We start from the raw sequence: 15,212 nt of genomic DNA, 5'->3' as shown, positions 1-15,212 counted from the left end.
TTCTCATCCTCTCAACTTTTTCTGTATTTCATACATCTCGTTTTTTACGAGAAAAAAGAGATTCCCATACTGTCTTGGAAAGCGTGCTAGCCCGTCCATAAACCTCTTCTTAGCCTCGTAAAAACGATCTGCTATCTGTTGAACAACTTGTGAGTGAAGTTGTTTGTACTCCTCATCCTGCTTTCTTAAGTCAAGGGCCATCTGTCTTAACTCCGTCTGTGTAAGACCTTTCCCATCCCTTTGGTAGAATACGTATCTGTCCAACGTAGGGTGTTATATACCTCACATGCTAGCCTCAACTGGGCTTTTGACGCCCTCAGTGCTTGTTCGTCTGTGTAAGCGCGGAAGCGGAACCCTACTTCAGGCATTAATTGTATATCTGTAGTTCTTATATTTAAAATATAAGGGGACTATCCATCCCCTTGGGGATGGGGTCTTCCGCCCCCTTAACCCCCATTAAGATAAAACTTAATAAAGTATAAAGTGAGAAATTAATTCGCATTGAAAAATTTCACTTTAAGTAGGGCAGTATTTTTACTTCCGTTTTTATTATGGTGGGTTCCAATAATAGGACCATTTTTTACTGGGTTGTTACTAAGTTATCGTTTCAAAACAAACTATAGGCTTTCAATAGTGTCTTCCGTAGCATATTCAGTTTTTCTCTCTGTATTAACAACATATATATTTTATATAGTGAGAATTACTATTTTGGGATATCCATTTTATTATTTAGTATTGGTATTCAATTTAATTGGAAGCATAACATGCATAGCAACGGCATATATGTCAAGCCGACACGGTACGTTCGCAAGAATGATGAGAAATACTATAGAATTAGAATTTACAGTAAATAGTATGAATGAAATAGACGAAATACTATCCCAATATCTTGACGTAAGCCTTTGTAGCAAGCCAAATATAAGGTTTATATCAGAGGATCAAATAGAGATTACACGATCGTGCAATAATTTACAAATAAATTATGAAGTAATAAAAATGGGTAGAGCCTTAAGAGTTAAGGCTAAATTTGAAAACCTCAGAAATTATTAAATATTTCCTCAAATGTTCTATCTAATAACAGTCTGAAATTATTATTAGTTTTCTTGCCAAAAATATCTTCAAACACGAGATCCGATAACATTAACCTTCTATTCCATCCCTTCTCCTCTAACTCCGGTATTTTAGGAAACTCTCTAACATATCCTAAGGTTAGGTAACTTACTAACTCTATCTCCTTGGGAATATTTAATATCTCTTTAACTTTCTCTTTATTGAAGAAAGACACAAATCCAACCCCTATACCTTCTGCGGTAGCCGCTAACCATAAGTTCCCTATTGCTAATACGGTACTGTATAATGAGGTCTCAGGCATAGTAGATCTGCCCAAAATATTAGGACCAAAGCGATTAGGATCATAGGTTACCGCCATATTAACAGGAGTATCTAGTATTGCTTCGACCTTTATTTTAGAAAATATTAGTTTGCGTTCTTCATCTAAAACGCTTTCAAATCTCTTTCTCTCCTCCTCTACTACCTGCTTAATCTTCTTCCTAATTTCATCATCTCTGATTATAATGAAATTCCAAGGCTGAGAATAACCTACTGAAGGAGCCATATGGGCTGCAGAAAGAATTTTAGCTAACACTTCATCAGGGATTGGGTCGGGTTTGTAATAACTTCTTATATCCCTCCTCTTTCGTATTGCTTCGTATACATCCATATTTATGGATAGGCTATCCAGCTATATATGCTTATTTACTGTGCTGTGCAATGAAATTTGAATGAATCTATCTCAGAGTCTATTTAGAAGTTCAGTTAAAGCTTCGATATAGGAAGGATGAGGAGCTACATAATCCTTAATCTCATTAACCTTAATATTATACCTAATTAAGAATGAAATTAGTGATATCACTTCTTCAGCATCCTTCATAAAAGCTTGAGCTCCCACAATCTTATCATCTTTAATACATAGCTTAAGAAATCCATCAATCTCTTTTTCCGTAATCGCACGACCTAACTCAACTAAATTTATTTTAACGCATTTTCCTTCCATACTTCCAACATAAGCTATTGTAGGGTGAGTATATACGACCTTAGGTATGCCTTGTTTATTAAATACTTTTTTACCACCCATAATGTTAGTTGCAGCTATTTTCCCAGCGTACATTGCTTCATGGGCAGTGTGAGTACCAATTATATCACCTGCAGCAAAAACATTACTTAGACTAGTCCTTAAATATTCGTCAACGATGACGAAAGGATTATGGTTGATCTCCTCAAATCCTTGGATAGATGGCTTCCTACCAAAAGTCATATATACGACGTCCGCAGTTAACTTCTCTCCATTCTCTAATATCACCTCTTTTTCTTTCATCTCCTTAACTGAACGATTCAAATACAATCTCACACCAATCTTAGAGAAGTAGTTAGTTATAGCATTACTAACCTCCTTATCTAGATATGGTAATAACGAGGATTGCTTATCAACTAGAACTACCTCCTTTCCAAGTTTCCTTAACATCCATCCAAATTCAACACCTCCTACATCTCCGCCAACAATTATAACGCTCTTAAAGTCCTTGTTCAAATAAGGCAAATCCTCTGAATATATTATACCCTTAACAACTTCTCTATAAGTACCAGTAGCTAAAACAACGTAATCCACTTGGATAGTCTCATTGTTTACTATTAATTGCCCAGATCTAAGAGATGCGATTCCATGAATAACTTCTACACCATTATCTTCTAGCATATATTCGACTCCCTTAGATAGCCTATATGACGCATCTTGTCCTAATTTTCTCAGCTCTCCCAAATCGAAAGTTATATTTTTGCCTAACTTTTCGAGTTCAGAAGCCAAGTGTATGGGATGTAGCATAGCCTTAGATGGAATACAGCCATATAATACGCACGTTCCTCCAAGTCTTTCCTCTTTTTCCACTAATACTACCTTATTGTTTTTGGCTAATTCTAATGAAGCTGATACTCCAGCTGGACCTGAACCTATAACTGCTATCTTCATAAGAAAATATTTGACTTAACATTAAAAAACAAATCACTCTTCTAGACTTGTCTTATAAGTTTCCGGTCCCGCAATAAGTCCAGTTATGGCTATAATGAAGCCGATAACTGCTACTGTTGTAGCTGCATTAAATGGATTCATAAAGTTCGAAAGAATGGAAACGTAAATCGGAGCGAAACCCGCTATTATATATGCTCCATTGTACGCGGTGCCAACTCCCAAAGCTCTTGTAAACGTCTTAAATCTCTCTGATAAAAATGCAGGAGTTATAGAAGAGGGCAAGTTTACCAGAAAACCGAAAAGTAATATAAGATATAATAGGTTAATGTTGTGAATTTGAATAAAGTAATAAAAAGTTAATGAACCTATTGCAGCAAATATCGAACCTATTATACCCATCATTCTTCTCCCTATATAATCCGAGAGAACTCCTGCAACCAACATGGATGGTATCCCTATTAAATTCATATAGAGAACTAAAGGACCGTAATACGAAGGAGGCAACTTCATCACTTGCCCAAACAATGTAGGTACTAATTGAGGTCCAGCGTAAATTGCCAACCAGAAGCCTACCATAACTAGAAACGGTTGCGGAAGTTCTCTTAGGCCTTTTAAGGGATTTGCAGAATGTTTTATCTTAAGCCAGACACTAGGTTCTGTCATCCTGAATCTAATTAAGGCAGCCAATATTGCTGGTATTACTCCAATGGCGAAAATTAACCTCCAATAAGTCGATATAAACTGTGCTCCAGTAACAGACGCTAAATAAGTAAATAAGAAGTCAACTCCAACAAAACCAACCAAAACTCCAGATTGCATTATACCGGAAAATAGACCTCTATAATTGTTAAGGCTTTCCATTACTATAGTGAAACTACCCGCAACGTCTCCTCCTATAAATATACCTTGTATAAATCTTAGAATTGAAATTATAACGGCAGCTAAAATCCCTATTTGGGCATAAGTAGGTAATATAGAAGTTAAGCCTATAGATAAAGAGTAACCTAATACCGAAATTAGTAAGCTAACTCTTCTGCCGTATTTATCTCCAACATAACCAAAAACAAATCCACCTAATGGCCTAGAGATTACAGTAAACACTATGGGCAAAACTGCACTTAGCAAACCTATCCCGGGATAGAACAATTTACCTAATATCGTTGCTGTAATAACAACAGCACCTAAATCGTACCCATCCATTACCCACGAGAGAGTGTCCGGAATGTAATTATCTGAACGAATAGATAAACAGAATGATAAATATTAATATTGCCAGAAGGATAGGACCTGGATCACCGAGAAAAACTTTATAATGGAAAAATATCAAGACGAGAGGATTTACCTATCGCGCATAGCGTTGTCTGATCGCGAGGAGGTGCGTCTCAGAGCTGAACGGCTCTACGTTCTGGAGGAGTCCTCCGTTGGATCGCGAGGAATATCTTGATGTTGTAGATCACTCCCAGGACGTGAAGGAAGACGTCGTTCCTCCAAGTCGTAGTCCCGTAGGGCCTCCAGAACGCGTTCAGGTAGGTGCCGAAGAACTCCACGTGGGCCCTCAGGGTAGTGAAGGGCTTCTCCCGCGCTATGAGCTGTGTCGGGGAGGGAGAGAATCCCCTGTCCGCGATCTTAATCCCCTTGAGCGGTGACTTGAACCTCTTGTCCGAGAAGTTGGCTGGCTTCAACGTGATGGACCTCACGAAGAGGGAGACGGAGATCACGGCCACTGCCTTGAGCCCGTAGTGCGAGACCCCTCTCTTCTTGGTCCACCTTCCCTCGAACCTCCTCTTGGTTCTCCCCAGGGAGAGCAGCTTCCTGGCCCTCTCCAAGTTACCTTCCCTCCTCTCCAGCTCCGCCTTCTCCCGAAAGGTCTCCACGCTCCTCTTCCCAGGAGGTAAGTCCAGTAGGAAGGAGTCCACTAGCCACGCCATGAAGTCCACGAGATGCGCGCTCGCAGGGAGGTAACTGGGTAGGCACTTCTCCTCAAGCTTGAAGGAAATCTCCAACAACTTCTTCCTCACCCCGTACAACCTGCCCACGAAGTCGTGCAGCGTGCTCTTCCCCACCTTCCTCCCCACGAACCAGGCCACGACCACGTTCACGTTGACCATTTTCACCGCGTCCCTATAGGAGCAGGAATAGAGCACCATGACGATTAACAACTTCAGGTAAACCAGCGCGCCCTCGCCAAGGACCCTCTCCAAATCCATGGCGTCCAGCACGGGCTTGATCTCCGTTAACCATTTTTCCCTCCACGGCATATCCTCTATTGGGGGAAGAGGGTAGTACATCAGGTTTGGTATGTGTCTTAATGTTCTTGCCATGGTACTACCCTCTACTCCCATAACTTAAGTGTTACTCCAATTTAATCCAAGATAATACTAGAAACCAATTTATTCTTGCCAATAAAAATTCAATTTTTTACATTCCGGACACTCTCACGAGATGTAGCCACCAACTACATTACTCCAATTTTCAGCTTTCATGGACTCTATCTCATAAAATTATACTAAAAAATTATCTTCTAAAAATACAAACAGCTAAACATAAACGGTGTTCCAAGAAAGATTTTTATTGAATTTTTCACAGTGATTTTTCAGAGAACATTAGTCGGGTGCCTCCTACCTTAAATTTTTTCGTAAAAACTCTTTAAGAAGATATGACAATTTTTATGCTATTATAAATATATAAAAGACTTAATATCTTGCTTTCACTTTATCTCCGTCATACACAAAAATTAAGTTCTTATTTAAGCCAACGATCTTCCTGTCCGTTATTACAACTAATGGGAACCTTTTTAGATCTCTTTCTAACCTTATCACACTAGTAACCCTTAACCTATTGGATTTAACTTCTGAGAGTTTCTTCAATACCTTATATGTCTCTACCAACTCCTTCACACTATAAAATGTCAAAACCAAATTTCCATCTAGTTCCACTATACTATCGTCATCTATAATGAAAACTACATCCAAAGCTCCGAATGTCTCAAAAAGTTTCTTAACTGAACTCTCTAATTGAGAAATACTCATATTGGAATTTAGATCTATGGCTATCAGAGGTTCCATAGTCACACACTTCTAACTATGCTTATAAACTTTTTGCCTAATCGCTCTAACGACCTTTTAATCATTCTGTCAAGAAGTTTTAAAATATCCATAATGCCATAATTTATATTGAGGTAACTCTAAATAATTATTATGACATTAACTAAGGAACAATTGCTGAATAGAGGGATAGAAGTAATAGATAAGGCTGAGAATGAGGGAATAACTCTAAGAGTGATTGGAGGAGCAGCAATAGCTCTAATAGCTAAAAAGGGATCAGAATTGTATCCACGAGTATACAAGGATATAGATTATTTTGGACTTTCATCTCAAAGTACTAAGATATCTAGATTCTTAGAAGGTATAGGATTGATTCCAAATAAGAGGTTTAACGCATTGCATGGACATATTAGATTAATGTTCTTTGATCCTATAATTAACTCAACAGTTGATGTTTTTTTAGATGAATTCGTAATGTGTCATAAACTTGTGTTAAAGGATAGATTAAGAATAATGAAATATACCATCCCAACTTCGGATTTATTTCTGACAAAAATGCAAATAATACAACTTACTGAAAATGATAAGAAAGATATAGCTGCACTGCTTTACGATGTGGAATTAGGGGAAAGAGACGACGAGAAGACCATGAACTATAATTATATAGCTAAAATCTTATCCGAAGACTGGGGATTTTATAAGACTTATACAATAAATCATGATAGAGTATTAGAATTCATGAAAAACGATAAAAACAGGGAAATAATAGAACCTAAACTAGTAAAATTAAGGGAAATAATAGAGAAACATCCCAAGAGTATTAAATGGAAAATGAGGGCGAAGATTGGGGAAAAAGTAAAGTGGTATGAAGAACCAGAAGAAGTAAATACTAACTTTACTCAGCAATGATAATTGTTAATAAACTAGCAAGTTTATTTTATTATTAATGAATGTAGAGAAAGAACTTAGAGAAAAGGGCGTGGAAATTCTAAGATTCACTTGGGTAGGGTTAGATGGGTATATTAGATCAAAGGGAGCTTATATTGACCATGTAGATGAATTATTGAAAACGGGTATAGGCTTAACAATGGCAATGATGAGCTTTACTCCAATGGATTACATAAGTCCCTATGGCACATTTGGACCACAAGATGAAGATGTATTCCTTACTCCAGACCTTAATACACTCTCAGTCTTTCCACCATCAGCCATAGTAATATGCAACCTATATAAGCATGGAAATCCATGGAATTATGATCCTAGAAGTATATTAATTAAAACAATAGAAAAGGCAAAAGAACAATACGATTTCGACTTCAAATCAGCTTTCGAAATAGAGTTCTATTTAACAAAGGATAAAAAACCATTGGATGATGCTAGGTGTTTCGATCCTTCTGCATTTTATAACAATCAAATAATCCCAGAAATTGCTAAAACGTTAAGGCAAATTAACATAGAACCAATAAGAATAATAAAGGAATATGGACCAGGACAGTATGAGTTTGATATAATGCATAAAGACGCGCTAAGGAGTGCGGATGAAGTTGTTATATTTAAGGAAGTCGCAAGACAAGTAGCAAGTAAACATGGTGTAGAAGCGAACTTTATGCCAAAACCATTTAATAAATTGGCTGGATCTGGACTCCATTTAAACATCAGCTTATGGAAAGATAATCAGAATTTATTCTATAGCCATAATGATAAGTATGGACTTAGCGACTTAGCCTACAATTTCATAGCTGGTTTGTTGGAACACGCTAAAGCATTAACCGCAATAGCCTCACCAACGATTAACTCCTATAAAAGACTTGTTCCTGGTTCTTGGGCACCAACTAAAATAACCTATGGATATAACAACAAGTCCGCCATGATAAGAATACCGACACCATATCCCGGAATGTCACAGTTAGACAGGAGAATAGAATATAGAGTCCCCGATCCCTCCACAAATCCATATCTTCTCTTAACTGCAGTAATAGAAGCTGGATTGGATGGAATAGAAAGAGGATTAAAGCCCCCAGAAGCTGTAAATGAAAACGCGTACTATAGAAAAGATATTGATGATATTCCGAGAAATCTCAGAGAAGCTCTAAATGAATTGAGAAAGGACACTAAATTGGTGGAGAGGATAGGTAAAGAAATAATTGGTGAATTCATAAAGGTTAAGTTAGCTGAAGTAGAGGAATATGAAAGCTTAGTAACTGATTGGGAGTACGAGGTGTATAGACGATTATAATAGATTCCCATGCACATTGGTTCTCGGCAAGGGTAATGAGCGAAAAGGAATTTATAATGGCTTCAGCTGAATCTTGGCTCGAAAACGAAATAAGTACTGACACTTTTACAATGAATAGTCTAAGACCATTCTATTTATATCTAAGGAATGAACTTAAGTTACTATTAGGTGTAAATTTTATAGAAGAAAGAAACAAATTAATTAAAAATGATCCAGTAAATTATATGCGTTTACTGTTCGACGATGCAGGAATAGATGGATTTGTAATAGATACTGGATTTGGAAAGAAGGAAATGGAAATACCTGCAAAATTAAAGTTACTATTCAGAATAGAGAGCATTATTAACGATGACATTTTTCAAATGTCATTTGATAAGGCATTAGAGTACTTTGAGGAGACCCTAAGACGAAAAATAACTAAAGAGGGCTATGCTGGTTTTAAGAGCATAATAGCTTATAGGACTGGATTAAAGGTAAATTGTAACATAGAGGAGGCTAGAAGGGATTTTCATAGTAACGAGAAAGATTGGTTTGGTAAGGTTGCAAAAGGATTTAGAGATTATTTGCTTTGTGAAACCTTAAGAATAGCTAAGGAGTTAAGAGTTCCGGTACAAATTCACACTGGGGCCGGGGATAGGGATATTAAGCTGGAGTTATCTAGACCTTCATATTTAACTAATATAGTTAGGAAGTATGAGGGAAAGGTAATTTTCGTACACGCTGGATATCCTTATCATAGGGAAACAGCTTGGATGTCTTATCTTTTTCCCTCAGTTTACCTAGATACCTCACAGGTAATACCATTTGCACCCCTAGCGGCATATAATATATTAAATGAGATTTTTGAGGTAGCACCACTAAATAAGGTAATGCATGGCTCCGACGCGTTTCATATTCCAGAGATTAGTTGGCTTGCAGCTAAGTTAGCTAAAAAAGCTATTCAGAAAACCACAGAACTAATGATTGAAAAAAATATATTAGATGAAAAACACGCTAAAGAAATGGTTGAGAGATTCTTATACTATAATTCTAAGGAAATGTATGGGTTCGATTAAAAACTCACTGTGGGCATTAGGAGGATCACCATTGGTGATTGGAATAAATTGGACTTTGTAATATATATAATATCCTGCAAAATGAGAAGTGGAATTCTGCAGACCCTTAGCAGAGAATATCTCCTTGTAACCATTCCCATTAAGTAGTATATAATTAATTAAGTTCTTAGCAGTTACAGCATTGTTAGAAGTTATTGAGACGAGAACTGCACCACCATAACGATTTATAACCTCTATGATCCCACTAAACCCACCAACTGCACTAACGTTTTCCATAGTCCTAATAGTCAAATTCTGTTTATCAAATATGTTAGTATAGTTATAGTATAACCATAAATCTAAAGTACCATTCTGGGCATAAGATAAGTTGAAAGGTATAACGTGAGGATTAGATATAGGAGCCTCAAATACAGAGAATTGCATAAATATAGGATAATATATGTTATAATATAGCGTGGCGTTATATAGTGAGCCCCTTTCACTTGCGTATTCCATGAATTTCTCTCCTAAATATGCCTTTTCGTATAGCGCATTAAACGTCTGATAAGCGTAAAATCTTCCTTGCTGTACTACATCAGAATATTCAATTCCATCTTTAAATTGCAAAATTGCAGAGTAATTAAGTAAATACGCTCCTCCTTCTTGATAATACTCACCTACAAGACCTGAATTAAAGATAGGTGAAGAATCTATAAATCTATTATAAGCCGTTAATAATTTAGCCGAAACTAGTGGATTTGACTCATTAACCCATAACATTAATACTCCAGCTATATCCCAGTCATAAGCTGCGGTGCCAGTCAATTGTAAAGCTGTTTCTAGATTAGTAACCGTAACTGCTATGGTGTTATTTGGTAAACTTATTGCCAATAGTGGTGTTAGGTCTATAATGTAAGGACTGTGAAAAGACAAGGTGTTTATCGACGTTACTGGCTTCCACCAAAATAAGTCTATCCCACCAGTATATATTGTCTGATAAGGATTAACAACACCGACTAGTCTATTATCGTAAAACACTTGAATCTCCCTAGTCGCAGGCTCATTGGCATACCAGAATTCATCTAACCCTCCACCTTCTTCATATAGTAGTAAAGTCATTCTATAGGTACCATTGGGTATAGTTACATTTTGCGATATATAGTCATTTAAGGGGTTTAATATGATGTACGAATAATTATGATTGTTTAAGAATAGCGGTATAAAGTAATTAGGTAATCCTTTAGGCGGATTACCAGGATATAAGTAAAGTGTAACATTCATCTTATATATTCCAGTTATTCCAATTTTAGCGTCATAGAAATTCTCTAAAACTAACTGAAAAGTCACATTACCGCTTAACAAGTTTTCAAACATTGTGACATCGGTTTCTGCTGTAGAATTAAAGAATTCTTGTGTTGAGCCCCAAAATATTGGCACACCATTTGCAAATATATAGACCGGCCTATCATATTGAGCCCCATTAGACTCAGCTATGCTAACATTTAGAATTTCCATACTATAATTACCCTTTGGTATATTCACGTGAACAATATAAGGGGTTAGGCCACTGTTGTTAAAAACAGCATTAGTAGCTATCCTTATTACAACTGGAGTAACATTGGGAGGATGAATTTGATAAGCTTCGAAGGAATAATATGTAGGATCATACGGTATCTTTCCACTGTTTAAGACAGAAATGTTCCCTAATATCAGTGGATGCGAGATACTAGAGCTAGTCTGTGAACTAGATATAGGCACTACAATAATTCCAGCTAAGATTGAAAATAATAAAATAAGAGCAATATTCTTCCTCATAATTTCACCTCCTTCTCGTAAATACGAATAGTAGAGCTACTGCTATTATTGCTATTATTAAGGAAATTATTGCGATTACTGTTAATAAATTCACTGATCCTTGTAGTGCTTTAAGATGGTCTTGTACAATTATGAGATGATAATTATTTAAGAGGTTAAATGTTAAATTGTATGGCAATCCATCGGATATGCTTACTGTAAATATGTATTGACCATCAGAAAGTTGAGAAGCATTAAAAGGTATACTTAAACTTATTGATGAAGGTGAAGATGAAATTACACTATAACCTACTGGTTTGTTGTTCATTGAAACTCCTAAAAGTCTTAGGTATTCACCGGTGATATTAACAATTATTGATTCCTTAGATGTGGTAACATTAGTTGTTGAAAGGTACGTAATCCTAGGTGCTGGTATTGAAGACAAACTAGTAACGTTATACATATTAACACCGCTTAGACTAATTACTGAATTGGGTTGTAGAAACGCGTACTTTGAGTCTTGAATTACTGACGAGACTATTGTTACATTAGAATCATTAGCGACTACAGCAATATTATCCCCTCCTATTTTAGACCCTATAATTGAGACTGAAGAATTGTCTAACACTAACTGGTTAATTGTGGATGAAGTTATCATTATATTAGAGTTCTTAACGGTTACCGTATTAGCTATAACGTTACTTAAAATAACGTTCATTCCGTTAATTGTTATATTATTTGATTTGACATTAGATAACATATATGTTGTAGAGTTAATTTTGGATAATAGGGGTGAATCTAGGGATTTACTGCTCACTACAATGTTGTTAATGAAAGTATATGGCATAACATTAACGAAGTTAAAGGAGCTTGGAGTAGAATATAGATTATAACCATTCCAAGAAACGCCAGATACTATAACATTCCAAGGTCCAGCTAACGAATACACAGAGGAGCCTTGAAATATTGAACCATAAAATATGGATGGAATACTATAAATACCTACCCATTCTCCTAAAGTAGAATTGTATTGTAAGGGTATTCCAGCCTCAAATCCTATAATTAATTGCTCGTAATTTAGAGAAGTCGGCAAGATCGTAGCAGTAAACATTCCATATTTAACTGGAGTACCATTGGGATAAGTTATGTTAGCGAAAATTTTCAGAAGTTCACCCTCATATACGACATTATTCACCTTTACATTTAATGTCAAATTAGCTGGAGAAACGTAAAATGATGTGATAAAGTCCGCCTTGACTAACCCAGTAGAAGTATTGCTTATAGATTGTATTACAACATTGTAGAACCCTGGAGAAGCATCGAAAGGTATTGTGAAATTAGCATAATATAGGAAGAAGAGCAAGTAAACACCGAATTGAATTTCGTCTGGAGCTGGAGTAAGTTTAACTTGATCTATAAGGTTACCGTGTTGGTTATAAATATATGCAGTGACGTTAGAAGTAAATAAACCGGTAAGCTCTGGTGTTAGCACCTCATCAATTATAGTTATATTTTGTCCAGGGGACGCAGCTGGAAAACCATCATTTATTGGGGTTAAAATTGCGCCAAAATTATACTCACCAAAATATACATAAGAGAAAGCACTACCATATGAGTCATTTACTATTAGTAAATAAGTACCTTGTGGTAATGGAGGAAGTAAAGCGTAACTACCCTCATATAATCCTGGAGCCATCATGGTTAAGGGTATAGAAGCTAATAACTTGCCATCATTACTAACTAAATAAGCTGTAACGCTTTGATTAACAACTGGTGTACCATTAGGGTAGTAAATCCAAGCTTCAATGCCAAATGGTGAGTTGTATGGAATTGGAAAGCTATATGGATAAGGAATTGGGGATACAATATTGATTGATTCACCAACATCAACTTCTACAGTCCCAACTCCGGTAAACTGATCAGAACTACCATTAACTACTATTTCCCAAAGATTTGGTGGATTATTAGGAGTTATAGTATAGTTGCCAACCCAATAACTACCGTTAAAGGATAAGGGGACTGTGGCTAAATATCCCTCACTAGTATATATATAAGCGTTAAAACTACCTTGGCTGACAATAGTATTGTTGGGATAAGTTATGTACGCGGCTATTGTAAAGGTAGAACCATAGAAATACCAAGGTTGAAAAACCCCAGTCTCGAAAGTACTTACAGATATCGCTAAACTCTTGGATAATGAATGTTTGATGATGACTCCTAACATTCCAGCATTAGGACTTCCTAAGCCAGTAACCAAATTGTAAGAGGAGTTAGCATAATAATAACCATTATATCCCAAACTTATTTGATGGAAAGCTTGATGATATAAAGTAGTATTTTGATAAATCTCATAAAGTATCGGATTTACCAAACCTAACGGATGGCCAATAATTCCATCTATATCAGCAATGATTCCAGCCCACAATGGAGCGGATAAACTTGTTCCACCAATTACCACCTCTTGGCCCAAAGCATAAATTGTAAACCCAGTATATGGATTAGCGTCTGCTGCAACGTCTGGAATAGCCCTATAATTCGAATGAGTAACATAACGCTGATACCAAGGAGCTGGGAACAATTGACTATACCCACCCCCAGAACTCACACCACCTTGGATAACACCAAAATACAACGGATTAACACTCCACGCAATCTCGGCACCAAAATTGCCTGTAGAATTATAAGTGGAAATATAGCCGCTAGTAATGTTAGCAAATAGGGAAGTACCACCTACAGCTGTAACGAAAGGAGATGATGCAGGATAGTTAGCTGAGCCATAAACAGTTGGTAAATCATTATAGGCACCTAAATCCCCAGATGACGCTAAAAACGTAATACCCTCAGCAGAACCAAGCTCAAAGTAGTAATCATAATAGGGATAATTAGGAAATATTATTCCATTGAATACAGCATAAAACCCTGAAGCACCAAATAGTATCCCGGGAAGACCCCAGCTCATGGAAACTACTTGTGCTAGATCCTCGCTTACAACAACATCAATTGCTGAAAATAATCCTTCTAAGGTCGCTGATGGGGCTACAACTAATAAAATATTAGAATATGGAGCAGCTGCGTGAGCTGCCTCAACATCTAATGCAACCTCTTCAAACCAACCAGTAAACAATCCATTTTCTGGATGATAAGGACCAACTGGTAATACTGTCAAGTTTATCGGAGGTAAGCCAAACCTGGCATCAAACAGATTTACATCTTGATATATCTCTGGGTCGCCATAGGCATCTATTATTGCAATTGTAACCTTTTTATCGGCAGTAGAGTTCAGTAGTGGAGTTATATTGTATGCCCCTTCAATAACTTTAGGAGTATACCAAGTTGCTGAGAATTGGAAAGTATAGACAAATGAGGAATAAGCTTGTTTATTAGGTATTAAATTACCATTTTCCAATTTACCTAACTGTATTAAAGGCAATGATACGTTAGTGAAGTTTGTTAAACCACCTATTAGCAAGTTATTAAGAGTAGACGGTATTTTAACGTTACCAGCTGGCTTGTAGTATATCTCACCATTAGTTGATTTGGCTAATACAAAACTAGTCTCAAAAACTGACGAAACCAAGGAAACTGGGGCTTCAGCCATAATTTCGAATGGGCTTCTATATATTATTGTAAAACCTTTACTCTCAAGATATTTTATACTCTCGTTAACCTTGTCTTGATTACTAAACATTGAGACAAGCTGAGCGTTACTTAGTGGCTTAATTTGATGATTAGCTACTTCTTGTGCTATCAGATAAAGTTCATTAAGATTCTTTGGTGGAATAAAGAAATAAAGAATAATATTAGTATTCGAGGGTAAAGCTGAGATTACGTTAGACTGTGGATAGCTGGGATTTATAGAAGTTGTGGAATATGCTAGAGATAATAGGGGAAACAGAACAGATAATACTAAAAAAGTGGATATAACTACGACTTGTATTATTCTACTTTCCATATAATTAATAAACTTTCACGTGTATAAAAGGATTACTTTAAAATCAAATCATCGCAAGATTCTTTTATAAAAAACAGATTACTTTATTGAGAGAAAGACAAAAAATAAAAAGCTTCTCACTTTGTATTTT

Annotated in this window: 11 protein-coding genes and 1 pseudogene; 4 read left to right on the top strand and 8 right to left on the bottom strand. The window is 36.4% G+C overall.

The window, feature by feature from the left end; translation table 11 throughout:
- Positions 1-69: 69 nt before the first annotated feature.
- Positions 70-368 (bottom strand): annotated as a pseudogene (locus tag SSOP1_RS12835) (transposase); the annotation flags it as partial.
- A gap of 133 nt (positions 369-501) precedes the next feature.
- Here SSOP1_RS12835 and SSOP1_RS12830 point away from each other — a divergent pair.
- Positions 502-1,050, top strand: coding sequence for a hypothetical protein (locus SSOP1_RS12830; protein ID WP_009992735.1), 549 nt, complete (start codon positions 502-504; stop codon positions 1,048-1,050).
- Here the strand turns inward: SSOP1_RS12830 and bluB are convergent.
- The 5 genes from bluB to SSOP1_RS12805 form a co-directional block, all read right to left on the bottom strand.
- A complete protein-coding gene (bluB, locus tag SSOP1_RS12825; protein WP_009992733.1) occupies positions 1,037-1,720 on the bottom strand; it encodes a 5,6-dimethylbenzimidazole synthase in 684 nt (227 codons plus the stop codon). The genes SSOP1_RS12830 and bluB overlap by 14 nt on opposite strands.
- Before the next feature lie 72 nt (positions 1,721-1,792).
- A complete protein-coding gene (locus SSOP1_RS12820; RefSeq protein WP_009992731.1) occupies positions 1,793-3,022 on the bottom strand; it encodes a dihydrolipoyl dehydrogenase family protein in 1,230 nt (409 codons plus the stop codon).
- A gap of 33 nt (positions 3,023-3,055) precedes the next feature.
- Positions 3,056-4,222: an MFS transporter gene (locus SSOP1_RS12815; protein WP_010923923.1), complete on the bottom strand. Its 1,167-nt coding sequence runs from the start codon at positions 4,220-4,222 to the stop codon at positions 3,056-3,058.
- 182 nt (positions 4,223-4,404) lie between these two features.
- Positions 4,405-5,364: an IS5-like element ISC1234 family transposase gene (locus SSOP1_RS12810; protein WP_010923922.1), complete on the bottom strand. Its 960-nt coding sequence runs from the start codon at positions 5,362-5,364 to the stop codon at positions 4,405-4,407.
- A gap of 351 nt (positions 5,365-5,715) precedes the next feature.
- Positions 5,716-6,087, bottom strand: a complete 372-nt coding sequence (locus SSOP1_RS12805) for a hypothetical protein (RefSeq protein ID WP_009992729.1) — start codon at positions 6,085-6,087, stop codon at positions 5,716-5,718.
- Positions 6,088-6,219: 132 nt separating this feature from the next.
- Between SSOP1_RS12805 and SSOP1_RS12800 the strand changes: the two genes are divergently transcribed.
- Genes SSOP1_RS12800 through SSOP1_RS12790 form a run of 3 tightly spaced genes read left to right on the top strand, consistent with a single transcriptional unit; the run spans position 6,220 to position 9,357 of the window.
- Positions 6,220-6,975, top strand: coding sequence for a hypothetical protein (locus tag SSOP1_RS12800; RefSeq protein WP_009992728.1), 756 nt, complete (start codon positions 6,220-6,222; stop codon positions 6,973-6,975).
- Between the two features lie 37 nt (positions 6,976-7,012).
- Entirely contained in the window at positions 7,013-8,302 is a 1,290-nt protein-coding gene (locus SSOP1_RS12795; RefSeq protein WP_010923920.1) for a glutamine synthetase family protein, read from the top strand.
- 35 nt (positions 8,303-8,337) lie between these two features.
- The gene (locus SSOP1_RS12790; RefSeq protein ID WP_009990125.1) at positions 8,338-9,357 is read left to right on the top strand and encodes an amidohydrolase family protein; all 1,020 of its coding nucleotides are present in this window, start codon (positions 8,338-8,340) and stop codon (positions 9,355-9,357) included.
- On the opposite strand, the gene SSOP1_RS12785 is transcribed toward SSOP1_RS12790, so the two are convergent.
- Together SSOP1_RS12785 and SSOP1_RS12780 are read right to left on the bottom strand one after the other, a co-directional pair.
- Positions 9,319-11,151 (bottom strand): peptide-N4-asparagine amidase, encoded by a 1,833-nt coding sequence (locus tag SSOP1_RS12785; RefSeq protein ID WP_009990124.1) that lies wholly within the window; start codon positions 11,149-11,151, stop codon positions 9,319-9,321. The two genes, SSOP1_RS12790 and SSOP1_RS12785, sit on opposite strands and share 39 nt — an antisense overlap.
- 4 nt (positions 11,152-11,155) lie before the next feature.
- Positions 11,156-15,082, bottom strand: a complete 3,927-nt coding sequence (locus SSOP1_RS12780) for a S53 family peptidase (protein ID WP_009990123.1) — start codon at positions 15,080-15,082, stop codon at positions 11,156-11,158.
- Between the last annotated feature and the right edge of the window lie 130 nt (positions 15,083-15,212).

This window comes from Saccharolobus solfataricus (genome assembly GCF_900079115.1).
Lineage (GTDB): Archaea > Thermoproteota > Thermoprotei_A > Sulfolobales > Sulfolobaceae > Saccharolobus > Saccharolobus solfataricus.
This window is presented reverse-complemented; position numbering and strand designations above follow the sequence as displayed.